This is a genomic window from Sphingomonas sp. AC449 (assembly GCF_979253475.1).
Map to the genome: position 1 here is coordinate 1 of NZ_CEEDCZ010000011.1, position 24,732 is coordinate 24,732.

General features: G+C 67.4%; 26 protein-coding genes. 12 read left to right on the plus strand and 14 right to left on the minus strand.

The window, feature by feature from the left end; translation table 11 throughout:
* Positions 1-53: 53 nt before the first annotated feature.
* From AC0CH3_RS15245 to AC0CH3_RS15255, 3 genes are read right to left on the minus strand one after another with little or no spacing between them, the layout of a single operon-like run.
* Entirely contained in the window at positions 54-1,250 is a 1,197-nt protein-coding gene (locus AC0CH3_RS15245) for a thiolase family protein (RefSeq protein ID WP_465238037.1), read from the minus strand.
* Between the two features lie 37 nt (positions 1,251-1,287).
* Positions 1,288-1,698, minus strand: a complete 411-nt coding sequence (locus AC0CH3_RS15250; protein ID WP_465238038.1) for a DUF4345 domain-containing protein — start codon at positions 1,696-1,698, stop codon at positions 1,288-1,290.
* Positions 1,698-2,174 (minus strand): DUF2721 domain-containing protein, encoded by a 477-nt coding sequence (locus AC0CH3_RS15255; protein ID WP_056022111.1) that lies wholly within the window; start codon positions 2,172-2,174, stop codon positions 1,698-1,700. Before AC0CH3_RS15255 ends, AC0CH3_RS15250 begins: the two co-directional genes overlap by 1 nt.
* Before the next feature lie 138 nt (positions 2,175-2,312).
* On the opposite strand from AC0CH3_RS15255, the gene AC0CH3_RS15260 reads away from it, so the two are divergent.
* Positions 2,313-3,401, plus strand: coding sequence for a GNAT family N-acetyltransferase (locus AC0CH3_RS15260; protein WP_354303130.1), 1,089 nt, complete (start codon positions 2,313-2,315; stop codon positions 3,399-3,401).
* Here AC0CH3_RS15260 and trmB read toward each other — a convergent pair.
* Positions 3,398-4,078 carry a tRNA (guanine(46)-N(7))-methyltransferase TrmB gene (gene trmB, locus AC0CH3_RS15265; RefSeq protein ID WP_354303128.1) on the minus strand — a complete coding sequence of 227 codons (681 nt, stop codon included), beginning with the start codon at positions 4,076-4,078 and terminating at the stop codon, positions 3,398-3,400. The two genes, AC0CH3_RS15260 and trmB, sit on opposite strands and share 4 nt — an antisense overlap.
* Positions 4,079-4,248: 170 nt before the next feature.
* Here trmB and AC0CH3_RS15270 point away from each other — a divergent pair, with 170 nt between their 5' ends.
* The 3 genes from AC0CH3_RS15270 (at position 4,249) to AC0CH3_RS15280 (ending at position 6,496) form a co-directional block, all read left to right on the plus strand.
* Entirely contained in the window at positions 4,249-4,860 is a 612-nt protein-coding gene (locus tag AC0CH3_RS15270) for a phosphatase PAP2 family protein (RefSeq protein ID WP_056020443.1), read from the plus strand.
* A gap of 122 nt (positions 4,861-4,982) precedes the next feature.
* On the plus strand, positions 4,983-5,267 hold the full coding sequence (locus AC0CH3_RS15275; protein WP_056020445.1) for a hypothetical protein: 285 nt from the start codon (positions 4,983-4,985) through the stop codon (positions 5,265-5,267).
* A gap of 119 nt (positions 5,268-5,386) precedes the next feature.
* The gene (locus AC0CH3_RS15280) at positions 5,387-6,496 is read left to right on the plus strand and encodes an AI-2E family transporter (RefSeq protein WP_333996098.1); all 1,110 of its coding nucleotides are present in this window, start codon (positions 5,387-5,389) and stop codon (positions 6,494-6,496) included.
* 92 nt (positions 6,497-6,588) lie between these two features.
* Here the strand turns inward: AC0CH3_RS15280 and metK are convergent, their stop codons facing one another.
* A complete protein-coding gene (metK, locus tag AC0CH3_RS15285; protein ID WP_333996099.1) occupies positions 6,589-7,806 on the minus strand; it encodes a methionine adenosyltransferase in 1,218 nt (405 codons plus the stop codon).
* Between the two features lie 73 nt (positions 7,807-7,879).
* Complete coding sequence (gene lnt, locus AC0CH3_RS15290; protein WP_354303125.1) at positions 7,880-9,418, minus strand: apolipoprotein N-acyltransferase; 1,539 nt, start codon at positions 9,416-9,418, stop codon at positions 7,880-7,882.
* Positions 9,419-9,609: 191 nt separating this feature from the next.
* Between lnt and AC0CH3_RS15295 the strand changes: the two genes are divergently transcribed.
* Together AC0CH3_RS15295 and AC0CH3_RS15300 are read left to right on the plus strand one after the other, a co-directional pair.
* Positions 9,610-10,029 carry a VOC family protein gene (locus AC0CH3_RS15295; protein WP_056020456.1) on the plus strand — a complete coding sequence of 140 codons (420 nt, stop codon included), beginning with the start codon at positions 9,610-9,612 and terminating at the stop codon, positions 10,027-10,029.
* Between the two features lie 10 nt (positions 10,030-10,039).
* A complete protein-coding gene (locus AC0CH3_RS15300; protein ID WP_031438938.1) occupies positions 10,040-10,342 on the plus strand; it encodes a polyhydroxyalkanoic acid system family protein in 303 nt (100 codons plus the stop codon).
* A 70-nt stretch (positions 10,343-10,412) separates the two neighbouring features.
* On the opposite strand, the gene AC0CH3_RS15305 is transcribed toward AC0CH3_RS15300, so the two are convergent.
* Positions 10,413-11,738, minus strand: a complete 1,326-nt coding sequence (locus tag AC0CH3_RS15305; RefSeq protein ID WP_354303123.1) for a PQQ-dependent sugar dehydrogenase — start codon at positions 11,736-11,738, stop codon at positions 10,413-10,415.
* Positions 11,739-11,874: 136 nt separating this feature from the next.
* On the opposite strand from AC0CH3_RS15305, the gene miaB reads away from it, so the two are divergent.
* The 4 genes from miaB to AC0CH3_RS15325 all read left to right on the plus strand — a co-directional run bounded on the left by miaB (position 11,875) and on the right by AC0CH3_RS15325 (position 16,210).
* Positions 11,875-13,218, plus strand: coding sequence for a tRNA (N6-isopentenyl adenosine(37)-C2)-methylthiotransferase MiaB (gene miaB, locus AC0CH3_RS15310; RefSeq protein ID WP_354303121.1), 1,344 nt, complete (start codon positions 11,875-11,877; stop codon positions 13,216-13,218).
* Between the two features lie 413 nt (positions 13,219-13,631).
* Entirely contained in the window at positions 13,632-14,636 is a 1,005-nt protein-coding gene (locus tag AC0CH3_RS15315; protein ID WP_056020461.1) for a PhoH family protein, read from the plus strand.
* A gap of 150 nt (positions 14,637-14,786) precedes the next feature.
* Positions 14,787-15,296: an rRNA maturation RNase YbeY gene (gene ybeY / locus AC0CH3_RS15320; RefSeq protein ID WP_056020464.1), complete on the plus strand. Its 510-nt coding sequence runs from the start codon at positions 14,787-14,789 to the stop codon at positions 15,294-15,296.
* A gap of 8 nt (positions 15,297-15,304) precedes the next feature.
* Entirely contained in the window at positions 15,305-16,210 is a 906-nt protein-coding gene (locus AC0CH3_RS15325) for a hemolysin family protein (RefSeq protein WP_056020467.1), read from the plus strand.
* Between the two features lie 122 nt (positions 16,211-16,332).
* Here AC0CH3_RS15325 and AC0CH3_RS15330 read toward each other — a convergent pair whose 3' ends face one another.
* The 7 genes from AC0CH3_RS15330 to AC0CH3_RS15360 form a co-directional block, all read right to left on the minus strand.
* Complete coding sequence (locus AC0CH3_RS15330) at positions 16,333-16,917, minus strand: lysophospholipid acyltransferase family protein (protein ID WP_354303118.1); 585 nt, start codon at positions 16,915-16,917, stop codon at positions 16,333-16,335.
* 133 nt (positions 16,918-17,050) lie between these two features.
* Positions 17,051-17,473 (minus strand): Fur family transcriptional regulator, encoded by a 423-nt coding sequence (locus AC0CH3_RS15335; protein WP_031394622.1) that lies wholly within the window; start codon positions 17,471-17,473, stop codon positions 17,051-17,053.
* A gap of 76 nt (positions 17,474-17,549) precedes the next feature.
* Positions 17,550-18,050, minus strand: coding sequence for a GNAT family N-acetyltransferase (locus tag AC0CH3_RS15340; RefSeq protein WP_354303116.1), 501 nt, complete (start codon positions 18,048-18,050; stop codon positions 17,550-17,552).
* Positions 18,050-18,667, minus strand: a complete 618-nt coding sequence (tsaB, locus tag AC0CH3_RS15345) for a tRNA (adenosine(37)-N6)-threonylcarbamoyltransferase complex dimerization subunit type 1 TsaB (protein WP_354303114.1) — start codon at positions 18,665-18,667, stop codon at positions 18,050-18,052. The genes AC0CH3_RS15340 and tsaB overlap by 1 nt, the downstream gene beginning before the upstream one ends.
* Before the next feature lie 87 nt (positions 18,668-18,754).
* Complete coding sequence (locus tag AC0CH3_RS15350; protein WP_354303112.1) at positions 18,755-19,348, minus strand: malonic semialdehyde reductase; 594 nt, start codon at positions 19,346-19,348, stop codon at positions 18,755-18,757.
* A complete protein-coding gene (locus AC0CH3_RS15355) occupies positions 19,348-19,920 on the minus strand; it encodes a NifU family protein (RefSeq protein ID WP_354303110.1) in 573 nt (190 codons plus the stop codon). The genes AC0CH3_RS15350 and AC0CH3_RS15355 overlap by 1 nt, the downstream gene beginning before the upstream one ends.
* A gap of 77 nt (positions 19,921-19,997) precedes the next feature.
* Positions 19,998-20,735, minus strand: a complete 738-nt coding sequence (locus AC0CH3_RS15360; protein WP_056020481.1) for an aspartyl/asparaginyl beta-hydroxylase domain-containing protein — start codon at positions 20,733-20,735, stop codon at positions 19,998-20,000.
* A 309-nt stretch (positions 20,736-21,044) separates the two neighbouring features.
* Here AC0CH3_RS15360 and AC0CH3_RS15365 point away from each other — a divergent pair, with 309 nt between their 5' ends.
* Both AC0CH3_RS15365 and AC0CH3_RS15370 read left to right on the plus strand, forming a co-directional pair.
* The gene (locus AC0CH3_RS15365) at positions 21,045-24,038 is read left to right on the plus strand and encodes a M16 family metallopeptidase (protein ID WP_457325896.1); all 2,994 of its coding nucleotides are present in this window, start codon (positions 21,045-21,047) and stop codon (positions 24,036-24,038) included.
* A gap of 179 nt (positions 24,039-24,217) precedes the next feature.
* Positions 24,218-24,721 (plus strand): hypothetical protein, encoded by a 504-nt coding sequence (locus AC0CH3_RS15370; protein ID WP_156350371.1) that lies wholly within the window; start codon positions 24,218-24,220, stop codon positions 24,719-24,721.
* The last annotated feature ends 11 nt before the right edge of the window (positions 24,722-24,732 follow it).

Genomic DNA, 24,732 nt, shown 5'->3' on the forward strand with positions numbered 1-24,732 from the left:
GCTGGTGCGGGGCGACGGGCGGGAGGGGGCGGGTCAGCCCGTCCCCAGCCGCGTCAGACGATCTCGAACAGGCCGGCGGCGCCCATGCCGCCCGCGGTGCACATCGAGACCACGACATAGCGGACGCCGCGCTTGCGCCCCTCGATCAGCGCGTGGCCGACGAGGCGCGAGCCGGTCATGCCGAAGGGGTGGCCGACCGCGATCGCGCCGCCATTGACGTTGTAGCGCTCGGGATCGATGCCGAGATGGTCGCGGCAGTACAGGCATTGCGACGCGAACGCCTCGTTCAGTTCCCACAGGCCGATGTCCGCCACAGACAGCCCGGCGCGGTCGAGCAATTTCGGGATCGCGAAGATCGGGCCGATGCCCATCTCCGCGGGGTCGCAGCCCGCAGCCTGGAAGCCGCGATAGATACCGAGAATGTCCTTGCCCTCCGCCTCGGCGGTCCGGCGGTCCATCAGCAGCTGCGCGGACGCGCCGTCCGACAGCTGGCTGGCATTGCCCGCGGTGACGCTGGTCCCGGGTCCGGAGAATTCGCCGCCGGGCCAGACCGTCTTGAGGCCGCCAAGCGCTTCGCGCGTGGTACCCGCGCGAATGCCCTCGTCCTGCGCGAGCGTGACGGTCTCGCTGCCTGTCCGGTTGCCCTGCTTGTCGAACAGCGCCTTTTCGACGGTGATCGGCGCGATCTCCTCGGCGAAGGCGCCGTTCGCAACGCCGGCCGCGGCGCGTTGCTGGCTCATCGCGGCATAGGCGTCCTGCGCCTCGCGGCTGATCCCGTATTTCGCCGCGACGATCTCCGCGGTCTCGATCATCGGGATATACGCGGCGGGCTGCTTCTCGGTGACGCTCTGGTTGACGAAGCGCGGGGCGTCCTTGGTCACGGTATAGCTGATCGACTCCATCCCGCCGGCGAGCGCGACGTCGGCCTCGTCGCAGATGATCGTGCGCGCCGCGAGCGCGACCGCGGTCAGCCCCGACCCGCATTTCCGGTCGAGCGTGAACGCCGGCACCGATTCGGGGAGCCCACCCGCGAAAATCGCCATCCGCCCGGCATTGCCCCCTTGCGTCCCCCATTGGTTGCCGACCCCCCAGAACACCTCGTCGATGCGCGCCGGATCGATCCCGGCACGCTCGACCGCGGCGTTCATCACATGCCCCGCCAGCACCGGGGCCTCAGTCGCGTTGAACGCGCCGCGATAGGCTTTGCCGATGGCGGTACGGGCAGTCGAGACAATGGCGGCTTCACGCATGCTAAGACCTTTCGAGGACCGGGTATGGTCGGGCGGTCTAGATCGTCGCGGCCGCGTTTGGAAGGGGGCGGCGCGACAGCCGCCACTGCCAGAGCATCAGCAGCGGCACGACAACGGTTTCCATGCCGAGCCCGAGGACGTGGCCGGGCGAGGGGACGCCGACGTCGATCAGCGAGACGAGCCGCGCCAGCCCGCCGATCACGATCAGGCCGCCGAGCAGTCTGAACCGCGGCCCCTTCGTCTCGATCCGCGGGATGCAGCTCGCGAACCCGATCCCCGTCGCAAAGAAGATGCCCGAGATATACCGGAAGTGGCTGTCGAGATCGCGCGGGACATCGGCGAGGTGCCCGAACGGGGCGGGGCCGTGGACGATGCCCTGACCACCGACGAGAAGCGGCAACAGGCACGCGACCGCGACCACGGCCTGCAACAGGCGCCGTTCGCGCATCATGACAGCTTGTCGATCAGTTCGGCGGTGTCGAGCAGTTCGGGACGGATCCTGAAGGCGACCAGCGAGATCCGCACCTCGATCATGAAGCTGGCAAAGGCGGCAATCAGCAGGACCATCGCGAGGATGAAGGAGACCGCGACATAGGTGCCGAAATGCAGCTTGGCGAGCTCGGCGATGAACAGCAGCGCGATCACGATACACGTCATGATCGCGCTGGAGACCGCGAGAAAGAGCGCGGCGTTGATGATCGTCATCCGCCGGTCGAGCAGCCGCAATTCCCAGATATGGCGGACGCGTTCGCGTCCCGCGCTGCTCGGGTGGAGCTTTTCGAGCTGCCGGGCGCGGTCGATCACGCGCGACAGCCGGCCGGCCAGCACGTTGAGCAACTGGCCGATGCCCGCGAGCATGAAGACGGGGGCAAGCGACAGCTGGATCGTCTGCGCGATCGTCGAAAGGGCGGGAAGCGGTATCATCGCGGCCACCATGCGGAATAACCGCGCCCTAGGGAAGCGCCGTGCGCGCCATCGCCATCGCGCGCTCCTCCATCGCGGCGGTGTTCGCAGCGAAGAAGGGGCACGGCTTGGTAACGCATCGATGCTATGCAGCGATCGATGTCCAAGCCCATGCTCCTGTCCGACTTCGTGCAGTTGCCACCCGACGTCCGTGTGGGGCTGGTCGAGGGGCTGAGCGCGGCGATCGACACGGTCGCCGAACGCGCCGCGGAGAGCCACCGCTTCCTGCGCTATGGCTGGTATGCCGCGGCGCTCGCCGCCTATGGCGGGCAGGCGCGCACGCTCGTCGTCGAGGAAGACGACGTGCCCGTGCTGGCATTGCCGTTCGTGCCGCTCGGGCCAGCGATGCTGCGGCTCGCGACGGTGCCGGGCTGTTACTGGCCGTTTCGCAGCTTCGGCATGGCGATCGGCGCGAGCGAGGCGGCGCAGGCGGCTGCCCTCACCACGCTCGCCACGCATATCAACGGCTTGCGGATAGGCCCGGTCGAGGACGGCGATCCGGCGGCGACCGCGTTGATCGCGCGCGCGCGCGGAGCGGGCTGGACCGCGATCGACCGGCATGTCGGTGACAGCTGGGTGCTCGATCTCGCGCCGGTCGTCGACGGCCAGCCCTGGCCGCGCAATTCGACGCTGCGCAAGAACCGCTTTCACGAAAAGCATCTGGCCGGGCATGGCGCGCTCGACTGGCGGTTCCTCGATGGTGCCGACTGGCCGCAGGGTTTCGCCGACCTTGGCGCGGTCGAGGCGACCAGCTGGGTCGCGCACGACACCGATCGTCGCGACATGAAGTTCGTCGCGGAGGGCCATCTCGCCTTCTGGACCGCAGCGGTGGTCGACCCGGTGCTCGGCGACATGTTCCGGGCCGCGGTGCTCGACGTCGACGGCGCGCCCGCCGCCTTCTCGTTCGACATCGACACGGGCGCGCTGATCTACGCGATCGCCAACAGCTATGATCCGCGCTTTGCCAAGCATTCGCCGGGCAAGCTGCTCTACTGGCGCAACCTCGTCGCGGCGATGGCGCGGGGCGCGACGCGCGTCGACTGGGGCGCCGGCGACAGCGGGTACAAGCAGGTGATCGGCGCGACACAGGGTGCACCGATCCGTGACTGGCTGTTGCTCAGGCCCGGGCTGCCCGCGCTCGCCGGTCGCGCGCTGGCCGGCTGGTGGCGGCGCAGCGGCGGGCGCTAGTCGCGGATATAGCGAAAGTACCAGACCTCGTGGCCCTGCCGCCGTGCCTTGCGTTCGTAGCGCGTTTCGGGCCAGTCGTCGGGGCGCGTCAGAAAGTCGGCGGGGGTCCGCGCCTGCCAGGTGAAGTCGCGGCGCTGGTCCATGATCATCATCGACCAGCGGCAATAGGTCGGATCGTCGGTGCCCAGCCGGAATTCGGCACCCGGCTTGAGCTTGGCGGCAATCGTGTCGAGCGGGCCGTGATTGACCATCCGGCGCTTGGCGTGGCGCGCCTTGCGCCACGGATCGGGATGCAGCAGGTACAGCCGGTCGAGACTCTGATCGGGTAGTCGTTCGATCACTTCGAGCGCGTCGCCCATATAGAGCCGGACATTGTCCAGCGCGCCATCGCGGATATGGCCGAGCGCGCCGACGACGCCGTTGAGGAACGGCTCGCAGCCGATGAAGCCGATATCGGGGTTCGCCGCGGCCTGTCCCGCCAGATGTTCGCCTGCGCCGAAGCCGATCTCGACGTGCAGCGGGCGGTCGTCGCCGAACAGCCGCATCGAGTCGATCGGCCCGTCTTCGGGCACCGACAGGCGTGGCAGCATGTCCTCGACAAGCGCGGACTGGCCCTGGCGGAGCTTATGGCCCTGGCGACGGCCATAGAGGCGGCGGATAATGGAGGGGTCGGTCATCGCCGCGCGCTCTAGCGGTCGATTGCCACGGAGCAAAGCGTCGAGCGACCCGTTACAATGGCGTAATGGCCAAATCCGGTGGGTCCGGATCGCCCGGATGGGCAGGCAGACCGGGTCGCAACGGTGCCGCCGCCTGCGGTATCGGGCGGACGGCGACGGGAGACGCGACGATGACGGCGAAGAACGATACGGCGGCGGCACTCGTCGAAGCCGACCGGAAGACGACGTACAAGCTCGCCGAGAAACGCGACGCGCCGCTGGTCAAGGCGACGGGGTTCCTCGCCGAGGTCGCGGACCAGCCGCAATTGATCGCGACGTCCATCGGGACGTTGGTGATCGGCCTGATCGCGCGGCGGCCCGACCTGACGCGGGGTGGCGCACGCATGCTGGCCGCGCATTTTGCAGCGACGATGGCGAAATCGGCGATCAAGCACTCGGTCGATCGCACGCGCCCTGCGCCTGCGATCGAGAAGGGGCGCGCGCGCTTCGAACCCGGCGACAGCGAGGATCATGAGGAAACCTCGTTCCCGTCGGGGCATACCGCCGGCGCGGTCGCGGTCTCGCGCGCGGCGTCGCGCGATATCGACGGCGTGGCAGCGCCTTCCGCGCTCGCGACGATCGCGGTCGCCGCCGCGCAACCCGTCAACGGCAAGCATTATTTGTCGGATCTCGTCGTCGGTGCAGCGGTCGGCTGGATCGCCGAGGCGATGGTGAGTGCGGTGTTCGACCGGGTATTTCCGCCGGTCGACGACGCGCACATCGTCGCGGCCGGGCGGGCCTGATACGCAAGACTGATATGCGCGTGGATGGCACGGCATCGTCGCCACGAAAGGCGTCATTCATCGCCGATGGAACCGTTACACCTGCGTGACGGTTACGTCGGCCTTAGAAAGGGATTTTTCCAATGAAGACAATTGCTACCGCACTGATCCTGGGCATGCTCACGGTCCCGCTCGCCGCTTGTGGCGGCAAGGGCGACGACAAGCTCGGCAGCCAGGTCGAGGGTGCCGCCGAGAATCGCGCGGACGCGCTTGAAGCGGCTGCCGACAATCTCGAGGATCGCGCCGAGGCCGTGCGTGACCAGGGCGAGAAGCAGGGCGAAGCGATCGACGATGCGGACGTGAATGCCGCCGCGATGTCGGACACGCAGAAGGCAGCACTCGTCAACGGCAGCGCAAAGCTCCGTTGATCTATCCACCCGATCCCCGTCGGCAGGTGCTGGGGGATCGGGTGTCGACCGGAGCACCGGCGCCGTACCGCCTTGACGCCCGGGGGAGTCATGCGGCGGGGATTCATGGGGGATACACGATGATCGATCGGCGTCGGCTCGAAACGGGCGGCTTTCTAATATTCTTGATGGTGATCACGATCGCGCTTGCGGTCGTGGTGTCGACCTTTGCGCTGGCGCTGCTGTGGGCGGCGCTGGCGGCGATACTCTTTCAGCCCTTGTACCAGTGGCTGCTGACGCGGATGCCCGGCAGGCGCAACCTCGCCGCGGCTCTCACGCTGCTGATCATCCTGTTCGCGGTGGTGGTTCCCAGCATGATCATCGGCGGCATGATCGTCGATCAGGCCGGGACGGTCTACACGCGCATCCAGAGCGGCGACATCAACTTCGCCGCCTATTTCAATCAGGTGCACGACGCGTTGCCGACGCGCCTGCAGACGCTGCTCGACAAGGCCGGGTTCGATTCGATCGAACGCATCCAGGCACGGCTGTCGGAGACGATGGGCAACAGCGTGCGGACGATCGCCAGCCAGGCGCTCTCGATCGGTCGCAATGCGGCGGCGTTCCTGCTGGCGTTCGGTATCGCGTTGTACGTGATGTTCTTCCTGCTCCGCGACGGCGAGACGATCGGCCCCAAGGTGTGCGACGCACTGCCGCTCGAGCGTTCGGTGACCGGTGCGCTGGTGGAAAAGTTCGTGTCGGTCGTCCGCGCGACGATCAAGGGCACCGTGATCGTCGCGCTCGTGCAGGGCGGCCTCGGCGCGCTGACGTTCTGGATCGTCGGTTTGCCGGCCGCATTGCTGTGGGGGCTGTTGATGGCGCTAACGTCGCTGCTGCCCGCGCTCGGGCCGGCGATCGTCTGGGTGCCGGTCGCGGTGTATCTGCTCGCGACCACCGCGATCTGGCAGGGCCTTGCGGTGATCGTGTCGGGCGTGGTGGTGATCGGACTGGCGGACAACATCCTGCGTCCGATCCTGGTCGGCCGCGACACGGGGATTCCCGACTATATCGTGCTGGTGACGACGCTGGGCGGGATCGAGCTCGTCGGTCTCAGCGGGATCGTCGTCGGACCGCTCGTCGCGGCGCTGTTCCTGACGGCATGGCAGATCCTGACCGACCAGCGACATCGTCAGCCCGCGGGTGCGCCGCTGGTCGTCGAGCGGGATACGGGCAGGGCGGGGCCGGACTGATCGGCCCGTTCACGCACTTGCTGCTCCAGATACGAAAAAGCCTCCCCCGGACCGTCCGGGGGAGGCTTTTTCATGAGCCGATACGCGCCGTGTTACGCGGTGGCGGCCTTCAGCTTCTCGACCAGATCGGTCTTTTCCCAGGTGAAGCTGTCGCCCTCGGGATCGCGCCCGAAATGGCCGTAGGCGGCGGTCTTCTTGTAGATCGGTGCGTTGAGCTTGAGGTGCTCGCGGATGCCCTTCGGCGTCAGGCGCACGAGCTTCGGCAAAACCGCCTCGAGCTTGGCCTCTTCCACGGTGCCCGTGCCATGCGTGTCGACATAGACCGACAGCGGCTCGGCGATGCCGATCGCGTAGCTCAGCTGGATCGTGCAGCGACGCGCGAGCCCGGCGGCGACGACGTTCTTCGCCAGATAGCGCGCGACATAGGCGGCCGAACGATCGACCTTCGTCGGATCCTTGCCCGAGAACGCGCCGCCGCCATGCGGGGCTGCGCCGCCGTACGTGTCGACGATGATTTTCCGCCCGGTGACGCCGGCGTCGCCGTCAGGGCCACCGATCTCGAACTGGCCGGTCGGATTGATGTAGATCGCGGTCGCGTCGGTGATGAAGCCGTCGGGCAGCACGTCCTTGAACACGCCCATGACATAGTCACGCAGCACCGCGTACTTGGCGGGATCGGCGTTGTCGCCCTTCTCGCAATAGCCCGGCGCGTGCTGGGTCGAGACGACGAGCGCGGTCGCACCGACCGGCACTTCGTTCTCGTACGACAGCGTCACCTGGCTCTTGGCGTCGGGCTCGAGGAACGGCGCGGCGCCCGAATGACGGTCTTCGGCCATCCTGGCGAGGATCTTGTGGCTGTAATACAGCGTCGCAGGCATCAGGCCGGGGGTCTCGTCGGTGGCGTACCCGAACATGATGCCCTGGTCGCCGGCGCCCTCATCCTTGTTGCCGCTCTCGTCGACGCCCATCGCGATGTGCGCGGACTGGGCGTGGAGGTTGTTCTCGAAGCGGAACGTCTCCCAGTGGAAGCCCGACTGCGCGTAGCCGATTTCCTTGACGGTGTTGCGGACGGCCGCCTCGATCTCGTCCAGCACGCCATCGGCCCACTGGTCGTTCTCGAAGATGCCCTTGCCGCGGATCTCACCGGCAAGCACGACGAGCTGCGTCGTCGTCAGCGTCTCGCAGGCGATCCGCGCCTGCGGATCCTTGGCGAGGAACAGGTCGACGATGGTGTCGCTGATCTGGTCGGCGACCTTGTCGGGATGGCCTTCGGAGACCGACTCGGAGGTGAAGAGAAAGGACTTGCGCATGGAACCTCTTCGCAAAAGGCCTGCCGCGAAAGGGTCGGCAAGCGTCATATAAGGAAAGCTTTATATGACGCTTCTAACGATCGCGGCGGCGCAGGGCAACGGCCATCGCGATCATCGCCGCGGCCACCAGTGCAGCCGCTAGATTGCCGAGGCGCGCGAACGGCGTGACGACGAGCGCGGGGGGGATGGGGACGTCGACCGCGCCCGCCTTTTCATGCGCGACGGTGCCGACCAGCCGCCCGTCGGCGCCGATCACGGCGGATATGCCAGTCGGGGTCGCGCGGACGATCGGCAGCCCCTCCTCGATCGCGCGCATCCTTGCCTGGGCAAGGTGCTGTGGCGGCCCCCAGCTTCCGAACCAAGCGTCGTTCGATGGATTGAACAACAGCTTCGGGCGGTGCGCGCGGTCGACGGTCTGCCCCGAGAAGATGATCTCGTAGCAGATCTGCATGCCGACCGCGCCGAACCCTGGCAGCGTGAGACTGGCGGGGCCCTTGCCCGAGGTGAAGTCGATATCGCCGGGAACGAGGCGGGCGAGGCCGAGCGGCTTCAGCAGCCACGGGATCGGCAGATATTCGCCATAGGGGACGAGGTGCGCCTTGTCGTAGCGGCCGCGCAGTCGCGCCTGCGCGTCGATCGCGAATACCGAGTTGGTCGCGCCCGTGATCTTGTCGTCGCGGTCGAACGACAAGGCGGTACCGCCGGTCAGCAGGATGTCGTCGGGGCCAAGCAGGCGCGCGATGCGGCGGCGGAGGTAAAGCGGGCTCGACCAGTCATAGGCGTAGAACGGGTAGCCATCCTCGAGATAGTCGCGCACGACGCCCTCGGGCCAGACGATCAGCCGGGGGGTGCGGCCGGGCGTGCCCGACAGCCGTTCGAGCGCGGACAGCACGCGTTCGCCGTCCGATTCGCTGCGATCCTCCTGCCCGATATCGGGCTGGACGACGCGGACTCGCGGTGCGTCGGCCGGTGCGGACGGGGCATCGGTCCAGAGCGCGGACAGTGCCGCGAGCGCGAGCGCGGGGACGACGACAAGCGGCATCGTCCAGCGCCGCTGCGCCAGCATCAGCAGCGCACCCGCCGCGACGATCGTCACGCCCGACAGCGCATAGGTGCCGATCCATGCCGACAGCCGGGCGACGCCGATCAGCGGCAGCCATGCGACGCCGAGCGGATCCCAGGCATAGCCGGTGAACAGGACGCTGCGCAGCCATTCGGACGCGATCCAGGCCGCGGCGAAGACGAGCACGAACGCCGCGTCGGGGCCGCGGCGGCCATCGCCGCGCCCGAACCGCCAGGCGATCGCCGCGGCGGCCATCGGGAACACCGCGAGATACAGCGCCAGACCCACCGCGGCGAAATAGCCGAGCACCGGCGGCATCGCGTCCTGGAAGTCGAACGCGTGCTGGAACCAGTTGTTGTTGACCGTAAAGTGGCCGACGCCGAACACCCAGCCGCGCCACAGCGCGCTGCGCAGGCTCGGCGCCGCATGGACAAGCCAAAGCCACGCCGCGATCGCGACGAGCATCAATGGCCACAGGTCGAGCGGGGCAAAGCCGGTCGCGGCGATGGCGCCGAGGATGAGCGATGCGGAGGCGGGAAAACGGATCACGCGTGCGATATGACGTGATGCGGCAGGGTCGGCAACGACTTAGCAAGCCGCGGCATCGCTGCCGTTTTCGCCCAACACCGGGCTCTATTGGGTACCGCCGCATGGCGCCGCGCGTGCTCGCGATCGCTCATCTGGCCCGACATGCAAATGTCCGGGGTGACTCATGCGACCGGCCGACCTATCCTTGAGCCATGACCTTGCGCCCTTTTCATCTCGCCTTTCCTGTCCATGACCTTGACGCAGCGCGTAAATTCTACAGCGAGACGCTCGGCTGTCCCGAGGGGCGGAGCAGCGAAAGCTGGATCGATTTCGACCTGTTCGGTCACCAGATCGTCGCGCATCTCGATGCCTCGGCCAGGCCCGTCGCGATCGAGAACGAAGTCGACGGCCATCACGTCCCCGTGCCGCATTTCGGCGTCGTGCTGACGATGGACGACTGGAGCCTGTTGTCCGAACGCGTCAATGCCGCAGGCGTGGTGTTCGGGATCGCGCCGCATATCCGCTTCAAGGGCGAGCCCGGCGAACAGGCGACGATGTTCTTTATGGATCCGAGTGGCAACGCGCTCGAGTTCAAGGCGTTCGCACATGATGCGATGCTGTTCGCAACCTGAGGATCACAGAATGTCCAATCCCATTTCGGTCGATATCCCCCACAAGCTCGGCAAGGCGGGGGTGCGCTCGCGGCTCGACAGCGGCATCGACACGATCGGGTCGAAGATCCCCGGCGGATCGGTGACCGATCGGCGCTGGGAGGGCGATACGCTGCATTTCACCGTCAGCGCGATGGGGCAGGTCATCGGCAGCAAGGTCACGGTGTTCGAGGACACCGTCCATGCGATCGTCGACCTGCCCGGGCTGCTCGGCCTGTTCGCGGGCAAGGTGCAGGACATGATCCGCAAGGAAGGGCCGAAGCTGCTGCGCTGAGCGTTTGCGCGGCTTGATGCCGCCCCGCCCGTCATCCTGACGTTCGTCAGGATGACGGGGGAGGAGGCACTTACTTCGCGCTGACGCGCCAGATCGCGTTGCCGACGTCGTCCGCGACAAGCAACGCGCCGGTCTTGTCGGTGATGACGCCGACCGGGCGACCCTGCGCCTCGCCGTCCGCGTTGAGGAACCCGCCGAGGATGTCGACCGGCTTGGCCTTCGCCGCCGGGAAGCCGGTGTCGCCGAACGGGATATACACGACCTTGTACCCCGAGAGCGGCTTGCGGTTCCACGAGCCGTGCTCGCCGACGAACGCGCCGTTGGTGAAGCGGGCGCCGAGCTTGGCGTCGTTCGCAAACGTCAGGCCGAGCGCGGCGACATGCGGTCCGAGCGCATAATCGGGACGCTTGGCATATTGCTGCAGCGCGGGGTTCTTTGGCTCGACGCGGCTGTCGGGATAGCCGCCCCAATAATACCAGGGCCAGCCGAAATGGTCGCCGAACTCGACCTGGGTCAGGTAATCGGGGGCGAGGTCCGAGCCGAGCATGTCGCGTTCGTTGACCACGGTCCACAGCTGGCCCGAGCGCGGGTTGATCGCCATGCCGTTGGGATTGCGCAGGCCGGCGGCGTAGATCCGCCAGTTCTTGTCGGCGGGCCAGACCTGCAGGATATTCGCGCGGTATTTCTCCGCGTCCATGCCGTTTTCGGCGATGTTCGACGACGAGCCGACGCCGACATACAGCGTCTTGCCGTCCGCGGCGGCAATCACGTTGCGCGCCCAGTGGTTGCCGCCGCCGTTGAGCTTGATCACGCGTTCGGGCTTGGCGGTGATCTTCGTCGCGCCATCGGCATAGGGCACCCGGACGAGCGCGTCGGTGTTGCCGATATAGAGCTGGCCGTTCATCAGCGTCATGCCGAACGGCGAGTTCAGCCCCGTCATGAAGGTCGAGCGCATCTCCGCGGTGCCGTCGCCGTCCGCGTCACGCAGCAGCGTGATGCGGTTGGCGGAAGGAACGCCCGCACCGGCGCGCCCCATGAGGAAGTTCATCACGCGCGTGACGATCCCCGGCCCTTCGCGCGGCGGCGAATTGGTCTCGGCGACGAGCACGTCGCCATTGGGGAGGCGGTACATCCAGCGCGGATGGTCGAGACCTGTCGCGAACGGCTGCACGCCAAGGCCCGCGGCCGGCGTCGGCATCGCACCCTTTGGCCAGCCGACCGCCTTCGCCACGCCGATCGTGGGGAGCATCTGGATCCGCGGGGCGGTGATGTCGGGGGTCTTGCCCGCGACCTGATTGACGTCGAGCTTCGCGGTATCGGGCCAGGCCAGATAGGCAAATCCGGCGATGCCGACGAGGACGATCAGGCCCAGGACGATGAGGATATGTTTGCGCATCCTCGAGAGTTAGTCCGGGGCGCGGGCGGGGGCAATGGCGGCGTCGGCGCATGGTGTATCGGCGCGCATTTGCGCCGCGCGGGCGATCGGCGTGAAACGGGTTCAGCTTGCGCGCCGACGGCGCTATAGGCGCGCCATGTCGCTTCCCACCCAAACGCCCCCGAAGACACCGCCCAAGACCTATCACGTCAAGTCGTTCGGCTGCCAGATGAACGTCTATGACGGCGAGCGCATGGCCGAACTGATGGCCGCGCAGGGGATGACTCAGGCCGATGCGGTCGATGCCGACATCGTCGTGCTCAACACCTGCCACATCCGCGAGCGCGCCACCGAAAAGGTCTATTCGGATATCGGCCGGCTGCGAAAGGACCAGCGCCAAAAATCGGGCAAGACGCCGATGATCGCGGTCGCGGGCTGCGTCGCGCAGGCCGAGGGGGAGGAGATCTTCACGCGGGCCAAGGTCGACGTCGTCGTCGGCCCGCAGGCCTATCACAACCTGCCCGAGCTCGTCGCGCGGGCCGCGGCAGGGGCGCCGTCGCTCGACACCGACATGCCGTTGCTGTCGAAATTCGGCGCGCTGCCGTCGCGGCGCAAGGTCGCGCCCTCGGCGTTCCTGACGGTGCAGGAAGGGTGCGACAAGTTCTGCACCTATTGCGTCGTCCCCTACACCCGCGGCGCCGAGATCAGCCGGCCGTTCGCGGCGATCGTCGACGAGGCGAAGGCGCTGGTCGACGCGGGCGCGCGCGAGATCACCTTGCTCGGGCAGAACGTCAACGCGTGGTCCGAAGACGCGCGCGGGCTCCACGACCTGATCCGCGACCTCGACCGCATCCCGGGGCTTGCCCGGATCCGCTATACGACGAGCCACCCCAACGACATGACGCAGGGCCTGATCGACGCGCACCGCGACGTCGAGAGCCTGATGCCGTTCCTCCATTTGCCCGTCCAGAGCGGCAGCGACCGCGTGCTGAAGGCGATGAACCGGTCGCACAGTCGCGATTCCTATCTCCGCCTGCTCGACCGCGTCCGCGCGGTCCGTCCCGACATCGCGCTGTCGGGCGACTTCATCGTCGGCTTTCCCGGCGAGACCGACGCCGAGTTCGCCGATACGCTCAGCCTGGTCGACGCGGTCGGCTATGCGCAGGCGTACAGCTTCAAATACAGCCCGCGCCCCGGCACCCCCGCCGCCGCGATCGTCGAGCAGGTGCCCGAGGACGTGATGGACGACCGCCTCCAGCGGCTCCAGGCGGCGCTCAATCGCGACCAGCACGCGTTCAACGCGGCGAGCGTGGGCCGGACCTGTTCGGTGCTGCTCGAACGCAACGGCAAGCTGCCGGGGCAACTGATCGGCAAGTCGCCCTGGCTGCAATCGGTCCACCTGATCGGCGACCATGCGATCGGCGACCTCGTCGACGTCACGCTCGCCGCCGCCGGCCCCAACTCGCTGACCGGCGTGGAACGGATCGCCGAGGCCGCCTGACGCCTCCTACCAATCCTCCCCCGCCAGGGGGAGGTGGCAGGCGCAGCCTGACGGAGGGGGAGGACACGCAACGCCGGCTTTCCCTTTCCTCCCCCTCCGACGCCTTCGGCGCCACCTCCCCCTGGCGGGGGAGGATCGGCAGCCCCTCCCCATGAGGCGCGGCGGCAACACCCTGGCGGGTTCCAGCATGCCTCCCGCGATTTCGCTGTCCACCACCCGAATCGCCTGCCACACTCGCTCTCGATGCAGCTTCGCCCACGCGACTCGAATCATCTCCGGCCGGGCGCCCCGGCGCCGCTTGAACGCGCGGCCTCCCATGCTCATCTCTGGTCGAACGCCATCCCAGGCGTGATGCGTGTCGGCCCGAATCTGCCCCATTACCGTTCCGACACGCCTGCCCCCGAAAGGACCGCATGAGCCGTAAACCCGTTCCCGCCCAGTCCGGTGACCGCGCCCGAGTCGAGCTGCTGTTCGACAAGCCCCAATTGCTCGTCCGGCTGTTCGGCCAGTACGACCAGAATCTGGTAGCGCTCGAAAACCGCCTCGGCGTGTACATCACCGCGCGCGGCAACAAGATCGGGCTTGAGGGGACCGCCGAACAGGTCGCGCGTGCGCGTGACGTGCTCCACGATCTCTATGCCCGGATCCAGCGCGGCGAGGACATCGATACCGGCCTCGTCGACGCGTCGATCGCGATGGCCGACGAGCCGGTGCTCGCCGGGATCATCCGTGCCGATGCGGGCGGCGGTGCCGCGCCGCCGATCATGATCCGCACGCGCAAGAAGACGATCGTCCCGCGCACGCCCGCCCAGGCGCATTACATGCGCGAGCTGACCAGCAACGACATGATCTTCGCCCTCGGGCCGGCAGGTACCGGCAAGACCTATGTCGCGGTCGCGCAGGCGGTGCAGCAGCTGATCACCGGCAGCGTCCAGCGGCTGATCCTGTCGCGGCCCGCGGTCGAGGCGGGCGAGCGCCTCGGCTTCCTGCCCGGCGACATGAAGGAGAAGGTCGATCCGTATCTGCGCCCGCTCTACGACGCACTGTACGATTGCCTGCCCGCCGAACAGGTCGAGCGCCGTCTTGCGAGCGGCGAGATCGAGGTTGCGCCGATCGCGTTCATGCGCGGCCGGACGCTGGCCGACGCGTTCATCATCCTCGACGAGGCGCAGAACACGACGCCTGCGCAGATGAAGATGTTCCTGACCCGCTTCGGCGAGAACAGCCGGATGGTGATCTGTGGCGATCCGAAGCAGGTCGACCTGCCCGGCGGCGTTGCGGCGTCGGGGCTGGCGGATGCGGTCGCGCGGCTCGACGGGGTCGAGAGCATTTCGATGTGCCGCTTCACGTCGGGCGACGTGGTCCGCCATCCGATCGTCGGTCGGATCGTCGAGGCCTATGAGGGAACCGACGGCTGAGCACCGGTGCGCGGCGGCCATTCCGCCGCGCACCCCGGACGGGTCACTGACACCGCGCGCGTGAAAACCCGGGCGGCACGAAAACATGATGCGGAACTTCTGTGCGCGGCTATTGATTTCGCGGACACCGGTTTTGTCTGAAGGACCTGCATGCTTGAAATCGCGCTATCGTCGGATGCACCCTGGCCCGACCAGGACTGGGACGCGCTCGCGCTGCGCGCGGTGCGTGCCGCGATCGAACGGACACCGCATGGCGAGTTGCTGACCAGCCCCGCGACCGTCGAGATCTCGGTCCGTCTCGCCTCCGACGACGAGGTGCACACGCTCAACAAGCAATATCGCCAGAAGGACAAGCCGACCAACGTCCTGTCCTTCCCGATGGTCCAGCCCGACCTGCTCGAGACGATCGCGCAGAATTCGGACGACGGCGAGGTCCTGCTCGGCGACATCATCCTCGCACACGGCGTCTGCGTTGCCGAGGCCGGGGAGCGCGGCATTTCGGTCGAGGATCATGCGATGCATCTGATGGTGCATGGCGCGCTGCATCTGCTAGGCTATGACCATATCGACGACGACGAGGCGGAGGGCATGGAGCAGATCGAACGCGACGCGCTCGCAGCACTCGGACTCCATGATCCCTATCTCATCACAGAGGACTGACGACCACGATGGCCGATGGCCCCAATACCGGAAACGGCGACAGTAGTACCGAGAGCGGCATATGGCGCGGGCTGAAGGGCCTGATCTTCGGAGCACCCGAGGAGACGCTGCGCGACCAGCTCGAACATGCGATCAACCAGCATGAGGGCGATCCGACCCCCGACGCGGTCGGCGACCTGACTCCGCTCGAGCGGCAGATGGTCCGCAACCTGCTCCATTTCGGCGAGCGTGACGCGGGCGACGTGGGCGTGCCGCGCGCGGACATCGTCGCGGTCGAGGAGGGCACCAGCTTCGCCGATCTCGTCCAGCTGTTCGCCGAGGCTGGGCACAGCCGGCTGCCGGTGTACCGCGAGAAGCTCGATACGATCATCGGCATGGTCCACATCAAGGACGTGTTCAACATTCTCGCCACGGGTGCCGAGCATCCCGCCGCGATCGCCGATCTCATCCGCGAACCGCTCTATGTGCCGATGTCGCGCGGCGCGCTCGATCTGCTGGCCGACATGCGTCAGAAGCGCGTGCACCTCGCGGTCGTGCTCGACGAGTATTTCGGGACCGAGGGACTCGTGACGATCGAGGATCTGATCGAGGAGATCGTCGGCGACATCGAGGACGAGCATGACGACGCCCCCGAGGCACTGCTGGTACCGATCGACGGTGGGGCATGGGATGCGGACGCGCGTGCCGAGCTCGAGGACGTCGCGCAGTTGATCGACGCACGCCTTGCCGAGGCCGATGGCGATATCGACACGCTTGGCGGACTGGCCGCGCTGCTCGCGGGCCATGTTCCGCAACGCGGCGAATGCGTCGATCATGCGAGCGGCTGGAAGCTGGAGATCACCGAAGCCGACGAGCGTCGCGTCAACCGGCTGCGGCTCCATCCGCCGGTGGTCCCGCTCGACGAGGAGGACTGATCTGCGGGCGCCGTATTAGCTAATACGGCTACAGCCTGTCCCGGGCCGACCTGATCGTCCTCACCGCCAATGGCACGCTCGGATCGATGGGATTTGAGAAATAAGACTGGCGGCGTTGTCGTTTACAGCGCGAGGATGCGACGCCGTGCCTCGGCGGTGATCGCCTTGCGGTCGCCGATATCCGCCGGGTCGAAGGGTTCGGCAAAGTGCAGCGTCGGGGCGAAGCTGCCCTTGCGGCGCAGCACGCGCAGCGCGTGATGCTGGCCGGTTTCCTCGCCGACCCAGGCCAGTTCGCCCGTCGCCGCGCCATAGTCGATACGCACCGGCTGCACGACGATACCCGGTGGCGCGGGGTCGAGCGCCGCCATCAGCGCGGCCTTGAACGGGAGCAGCACGAGGCCGTCACCCGTCGTCCCCTCCGGGAACAACGTGACGGGCCAGTCCTGGGAAAGCGTCACCCGGACCTGCGCGATCTGCGCGGTGACCGCCATGCGGTCGGCGCGCGACACGAAGATCGTCGCGTTGAGCGTGCACAGCCAGCCGACGAGCGGGACGCCGCGCAGCTCGGCCTTTGCGACGAAGGCGCTGCCGGTGGCGCCGGCCAGCAGCAGGATGTCGATCCAGCTCAGATGGTTCGAGACGAAGACGACGTTGTGACGCCGAGGCGTACCGACGATCCGCGGCCTTGCCCCGACGATCCGCGCCACCAGCCCTAGAAACCGCCGCGGCCAGGGTGATTTGGCGCCGACCAGCCGCCAGGCACCGTGCAGCGGCAGCGCGGTGACCAGCGCGAGCAGAAGCGCTGCGAGCCGTGCGGAGAGACGCAGGCCGTCGATCGGATCAGTCCTTGCGGGTCAGCGCGACGCCGTAGAGTTCCATCCGGTGGTCGACGAGGCGGAAGCCGAGCTTTTCGGCGATCGCCTTCTGCAGTTGCTCCAGCTCGGGATCGACGAACTCGATGACCTTGCCGCTCTCGACGTCGATCAGGTGATCGTGATGCGCCTCGGGTGCGGGTTCGTAGCGTGCACGGCCGTCGCCGAAGTCATGACGGTCGAGGATCCCGGCCTCTTCGAACAGGCGAACGGTGCGGTAGACGGTGGCGATCGAGATACCGGGGTCGATCGCGGATGCGCGCTCATACACCTTCTCGACATCGGGATGATCGTCCGCCTCGGACAGGACGCGCGCGATCACCCGGCGCTGTTCGGTGATACGCAAGCCCTTCTCGTTGCAGAGTGCTTCCAGATCGATCTTGCGTGGCATTGTCATTCCCTCGTTGCGACCCCTTTAGGGCCTTCGCGCTGTTGCGAAAAGGGATACTGACTCGCAATAAGTACTATCAGGCGATCTCGCGCGAGAATGTATGGGCGTCGAACGCCTGACCCGTGCTTCCGCGGTAATAGGCGCGACGCTCGCCGACCTTTGCAAAGGCATGCGCCTGATACAGGTCGACCGCGGCGTTTCCCGCCCGGACCTCGAGGTGAAGGCGGGTGATCGCCGCGCTTTGGCATGCCGCGATCACGCCGCGGAGCAGCGCGGTCCCCACGCCGCGTCGATGGAAGTCGGGTGCGACCGCGATCAGCAGCAGTTCGGCTTCGTCCGCAATCATCCGGGTCATCGTGAAGCCGGCGGGCTGGTCGTCGACGAGCGCGATCGTGAGGTGGACGCCCGTCAGTGCGAGAACGCCGAGACACTGGCTGCGCGTCCAGGCCTCGCCGTAGCGCGGGTCGAACGCGCCGCGCATGATCAGGTCGACGAGCGCGAGGTCGCGCGTGTCGCCCGCACGCAGTGTGACGATCTGGCCCGCGGGCCTGCGCGCGCCGACGGATCGGCCGAGCATCACCGCGGCACGGACGGCTTGGCGTCGGGCGCACGACCATAGATCGGCCGCGGCGCAAGGCTGGTCAGCGTCGCCGGCAGCAACGCGGCAGCGGCGGCATCGGGGAGCATGTCGGTAAGATCGAGATCAACGCCAAGATCGGCGAGCCAGCGCACGCCGTTGCCCACCGCGCGCCGTCCCGCCAGCGCAGCAAGCGCATTGCCAGGCTTCAGCGACTCCATCGGGGAGCACGGCGTCAGATCGGCATTGAAGGCCTGCATGAAGACCTCACCGTGACCGCCTTCGAGAATCACTGCAATATCATCGGTTAACCGGTCGGAAAAACCCATCGCCGCGATGAGCGGCAACGCGGAGAAGCCCGCGATCTCGGCGCCCCAGCCAAGCGCCAGCCCGCGCGCGGCGGCGATCCCGACCCGGATGCCGGTGAAGCTGCCCGGACCACAGTCGACCAGCACCCGCGCGGCGCGACCGCCACCCGGCAGCGCGGCGACCATCGGGATCAGCCGTTCTGCATGCCCGCGACCGACGACGTCGTCGAGGCGCGCAACGACCGCGCCCTCCTCGATCAGCGCGACCGAACATGCGGTGGTGGATGTCTCGATGATCAGCGTGCGCACGTCGTTGTTCCTGTCGTCCCGGCAAGGGACCTCACCCTGAAGACGTCCCGATTCCCACCATAACCCATTCCGCGGAACGGGCCGTCGTCACGCGACCGTGTTGAACTTTGCAAAATCGGGGCGTGGCGAGCGATCATGGATCGAGGCGGGGTCGCCATGGCCGAGCGTCGAGATGAAGTTCGTGCGCACCGCAGGCGTGTCGGAGAAGAACGCCGCGTCCACCTTGCCCGCGTCGAACCCCGACATCGGTCCGGTGTCGAGCCCGAGCATCCGTGCCGCGATAATGAAATACGCGCCCTGCAGGGTCGAGTTGCGGAACGCCGATGCTGCGCGAAGTTCGGCATTGCCGTCGAACCAGGACTTCGCATCGACGTGCGGGAACAGTTCGGGCAGATGCTCGTGAAATTCGGTATCCATGCCGATGATCACCGATACCGGTGCGTTCAGGATGTTGGGCTGGTTCTGCGCGCTGCAGGCGTCGGCGAGCTTGCGCTTCGACTCGTCGCTGACGCACCAGATCAACCGGGCGGGCATCTGATTGGCAGATGTCGGGCCCCATTTCATGAGGTCCCAGATCGCGACGAGGTCCGCCTGCGAGACGGGCGTGTCGGTATAGCCGTTGTAGCTGCGCGCCTGGCGGAAGACCACATCGAGGACGCCGTCGTCGAGTTTGGCGGACATCAGACGGCTCTCACCTCGGTAACCTCGGGGACATAATATTTGAGCAGTTGCTCGATCCCGTTCTTCAACGTCGCGCTCGACGACGGGCAGCCTGCGCAGGCGCCCTGGAGCTGGAGGAACACCTTGCCCTTGTCGAACCCGCGATAGACGATGTCGCCGCCGTCATTGGCCACTGCGGGGCGTACGCGCGTGTCGATCAGCTCGCGGATCTGCGCGACGATGTCGGCATCCGCAGGATCGTCGCTCAACACGGTTTCGTCGGCGGCGACCGGGAACCCGGCGCTGGCGGGGCGGAACAACGGCATCGCCGCGGAGAAATGATCGAGCATGATCGCCAGCACGTCGGGCTTCAGGTCTGACCAGGCGGTGCCGGGCGCGGCGGTGACCGAGACGAAGTCGCGACCGAAGAACACGCCCGTCACGTCGCCGAGGCCAAAGATCGCATCGGCGAGCGAACTCGCTTCGGCCTCCTCGGGCGTGGCGAAGTCGCGGGTGCCGGATTCCATGACGGTGCGTCCCGGCAGGAACTTCAGCGTCGCGGGGTTCGGGGTGGATTCCGTTTCGATCAACATACAGGGCATGTGGCCCGGGCGGGGCGGGGGATCAAGCGGCGAACGGGAAACGGTTTCTTTCGCGCGGCACAGCGCGATCAGACGTCGAGCTGTTTCACCGCGGCGTTCCAGTCGCCGATGTTGCGAACCGCGTCCTGGACGAACGCCGAACGACGGACGACGTTGAGGAACAGGTCGGCGATCCACTTGCCCGGATTGCGCAACGGGCGCTCGAACTGGATCAGCAACACGACGCGCGTCCCGCACGTGTCGTTCCAGACCTCGTGGTTATAGGTGTCATCGAACACCAGCGTCTCGCCCTCCGACCAGCGAACCGTGCGGTTGTGGACGCGCATCCGGACATCGCCGTCGCGCGGCACGATCAGGCCGAGGTGGCAGGTGATCAGCCCCTTGGTCACGCCGCGATGCTCGGGGATATGCGTGCCGGGTGCCAGGATCGAGAAGAACGCGCTGTTGAGCCCGGGAATCGTCGCGACCAGATCGCGGGTCTTCGGGCAGCGATCGAGATTGTCGTCGATCGGATAGCCATAGCCCCACAGGAAGAAGGACCGCCATTTGTCGACCTCGGCGATCGCGCGGTGATCGGGCGAGATCGTGGCCAGGCTGGGCGAGGCCTCGCCGCGCAGCGCGACCGATACCGCTTCGTCGCGAATGTCCTGCCAATGCTCGCGCAGATGCTGCGTCCAGGCGAAGTCGCGAACGTCGAGGACGGGCTCGTTCGAGACCAGCGACGAGGAGGCGATGAGCGTGTCGAAGACGCCGCGCAGATGCTTGCCGACGCGGATGATCAGCGGGCGGCCGGGTTCGGCCTGCATCTTCGCCCCGGGGACGGGCGCGCCGGATATGACGTTCAGATCGGGTACCAGGTGATCGCCCCGCGACGGCCCGCGGCCAAATTTTCGCGATTGTACAGGCAGGTGTCCTGCATGGCCTTCCACAAGCATTCGCGCTCCATTTGGCATTCGCCGTCAACATCGTCGGCTCCCGGCCTTCGAATGGTCGGCCGATATTGCAACTATGAGACGAAATGATGGCGTTTCTATGGGTTTGCCCGGATATCACGTCCGCGCCCGCCACGGCGCCGCAGCGCTGGCGGAGCGCGGCGGGGGGCGCTACAGGGCGTCATGGTGTCTTTACCGCGTGCGCTCGGCGCTGCTCTTCTCCTGTCCCTCGTGGCCGGTCTTGCGATCCCCGTCAGCGGACAATCGGACTCCCCCGCCAAACGTCGGGTGCCCGCGAAAACAGCGCCTGTCTCCAGCCAGGCGGCGGCCCCGCAGCCGCAGCGTCCCGTCCAGGTCGCGATGCCCGGCGAGGCGCCGACGCTGCCCGGACTGACCGGCGTCGATACGACGGCCTGGCTGTACAAGGGCAGCGACCTCACGCGCGATCCCGAATGGAAGTTCGGCACGCTGCCCAACGGCGTGCGTTTCGCGGTGCGCAAGAACGGCGTTCCCCCGGGCCAGGTCTCGGTGCGCGTGCGGATCGACGCGGGATCGCTCAACGAGACCGATGACGAGCGTGGATACGCGCATTTCATCGAGCATCTATCGTTCCGCGGATCCGAATATGTCCCCGACGGGGAAGCGAAGCGCGTCTGGCAGCGGTTCGGCGCGACCTTCGGTTCGGACACCAACGCGCAGACGACGCCGACCTCGACGACGTACAAGCTCGACTTGCCCTCGGCGACCGAGGCGGGGCTCGACGAAAGCCTCAAGATCCTGTCGGGAATGATGGAAAAGCCCGTCCTGACCGATGCGACGGTCACGGCCGAACGTCCCGTCGTGCTCGCCGAGCAGCGCGAGCAGCCGGGGCCGCAAGTGCGGATCGGCGATGCGGTGCGCTCGACCTTCTTTGCAGGCCAGCCGCTGGCGGATCGCTCGCCGATCGGCAGCATCAAGACGCTCGAGGCCGCAACCGGCGCGAGCATCAAGGCATTTCACGACCGCTGGTACCGGCCCGAGAACACCGTCGTGATCATCTCGGGCGACATGGACCCGACGCTGTTCGGGCGGCTGGTCGTCAAGAATTTCGCCGACTGGAAGGGCGCGGGTCCGTTCACCCCGGCGCCGAGCTTCGGCAAGCCCGACCCGAGCGCGCCCGCCGCGACGACGATCGCCGAATCGTCGCTGCCCGCGATCGTCACGCTCGGCGTGGTACGCCCCTGGGTCTACAAGGACGACACCGCGATCATGAACCAGACGCGGCTGGTCGACGTGCTCGCCACCCGCCTGATCAGCCGCCGGCTCGAGACGCGCGCGCGTGCGGGCGGCAGCTATCTCCAGGCGGGCGTGTCGATCGACGACGTGTCGCGCTCCGCGAACCTGACCAGCGTCAACATCGTGCCGATCGGTACGAACTGGGAAGCCGCTCTGAAGGACGTCCGCGCGGTCATCTTCGACGCGCAGACCAACGCGCCGAGCCAGGCCGAGGTCGATCGCGAATATGCCGATTTCGACACCATCATGCGCACGCAGGTCGAAACCGCCCGCGTCGAGGCGGGGGCGCGGCAGGCCGACGACATGGTCGGCGCGCTCGACATCCGCGAGACGGTCGCCGGGCCTGAGACCTCGTACAAGATCCTCCAGGATGCCAAGGCCAAGGGCATGTTCACGCCTGCCACGTTGCTAGCGGCGTCGAAGCGCATCTTCGAGGGAACCGCGACGCGCGCGCTGGTCAACACGATCACGCCCGATTCGACCGCAGCCGCCAAGCTCGAAGCGGCGCTGAAGGCGGATGTCAGCGGGCTCGCTGGCACGCGCCGCCAGCAGAATGCGGTGACGTTCGCCGCGCTGCCGTCGCTCGGCAAGCCCGGCGCGATCGCGTCGCGCGCCAAGATCGCCGCGTTCGACATGGAGCAGGTGAATTTCGCGAACGGCACGCGGTTGCTGCTGTTTCCCAACACGGGCGAGACCGGCCGCGTCTATGTGCGGGTCCGGTTCGGACGCGGGTATCAGGCGATCCCGTCCAACCGTCCAAGCCCCGCATGGGCGGGCGATCTCGCGCTGGTCGCGAGCGGCGTCGGCAAGCTCGACCAAGGCGATCTGGACCAGCTGACGGCGGGACGGCGGATCGGGCTCGATTTCGGGATCGACGACGATGCCTTCACGCTCGGCGCGCTGACGTCGCCGGCCGATTATGCGGACCAGCTGAAGCTGATGGCGGCCAAGCTCGCCTTCCCGGCATGGGACGCGGCGCCGGTGGCGCGCGCACGCGCGGCGGCCCTGGCGGCGTTCGCGGGGTATGATTCGTCCCCCGACGGCGTCCTGTCGCGCGATCTCGAAGGGTTGCTCCGCGATGGCGATCCGCGCTGGGGCACGCCGTCGCGCAAGGCGGTCGAGACGCTCAACGCGAAGGACTTCCGCAAGTTCTGGGAGCCGGTGCTCGCGACCGGGCCGATCGAGGTCTCGGTGTTCGGCGACGTGAAGACCGAAGAGGCGGTGGCGGCGGTTGCCAACAGCTTCGGCGCGATGGCGGCGCGCAAGGCGTCGACCAGCACCGGCGCACCGGTCGGCTTCCCCGCGCACGTGGCGACGCCGGTGATGCGGACGCATACCGGCCCCGAGAACCAGGCGGCGGCGGTCATCGCCTGGCCGACCGGCGGGGGCATCGCGGCGATAACCGACAGCCGCCGGCTCGACGTGCTGGCGCAGGTGTTCGCCGACAGGCTGTTCGAGCGGCTGCGGCAGGCGGCGGGCGCCAGCTACAGTCCGAACGTCCAGAGCCAGTGGCCGGTCGGGATGGACAGCGGCGGGCGGCTCGTCGCGATCGGCCAGGTCGCGCCTGAAAAGGTCGCGTTCTTCTTCGAGACCGCGCGCAAGATCGCTGCCGAGCTTGTCTCGACGCCGATCGCCGAGGACGAACTGCAGCGGATCAAGCGGCCGATGGGGCAGTACATCCTGCGTGCCTCGACCGGGAACCAGTTCTGGTTGCAGCAGCTCGGTGGCGCCACCTACGATCCGCGACGGATCGACGCGACCAAGCGGATTGCCGAGGATCTGGTCGCGACGACGCCTGCGGAGTTGCAGGCGATCGCGGCGAAGTATCTGCGGCCGGACCGCGACTGGACGATGGCAGTGGTGCCCGCTGCCGCGGCCGGGCCAAAGGCGGCAGCAAAATAGCACGGGGGCCGGGGGCAACCCCGGCCGAGCCGAAGCGCGCGCGCCCGGCGACAAAAAGTTCCCTCGCCCGACGTCGAACGGCGTAATTTCAGCGCAGTTGGTCGAAGATCGCGCCCGGGGGCCGGATCGATCGCCGGGTCGCGGGCGTTGCTAAGTCGTTCATACCCGGGAGTGTATTGATGAATAAGACGTGGTTAGCGCTGGCGGTTGCCGGCGGACTGGGCGTGTCCGCCTGTTCGGGCTCGGCCTCGAACGAAATGGGCACTGCGAACGATACGGGCGCGACGAATGATTCGGGCGACGCAATGGTGTCGCTGCGCAATCTGGGCGAATCGAACATCGCGGCGCCGGCACCGGCCTCGTTCACGGTGAAGGGCGATCTGATCCCCACCCCGTCCGACACCGCGTCGCGGTATTTCCTGTTGCGCGAACGGCGGGCGATCGGCGGCACCGTGATCGCGATCATCCGGCAGGAACATGCCGGGCGCGTCGCCTATGCCCGCACCGAAGTCGATTGCGAGCACCGCTTGTTCCATGTGCTCGGCGTCGCCGCGCGACGTTCGCTGGTCGAGACGACGATCGCGTATGACGGCCCGCTGCGGCCGATCGAGGGGCTGCCTCTGCGCGAGGAGCTTGCGACCTATGTGTGCAAGCGGAGCAATATCCCGCTCGGCGCGGCCTGAACGAGCGGGGG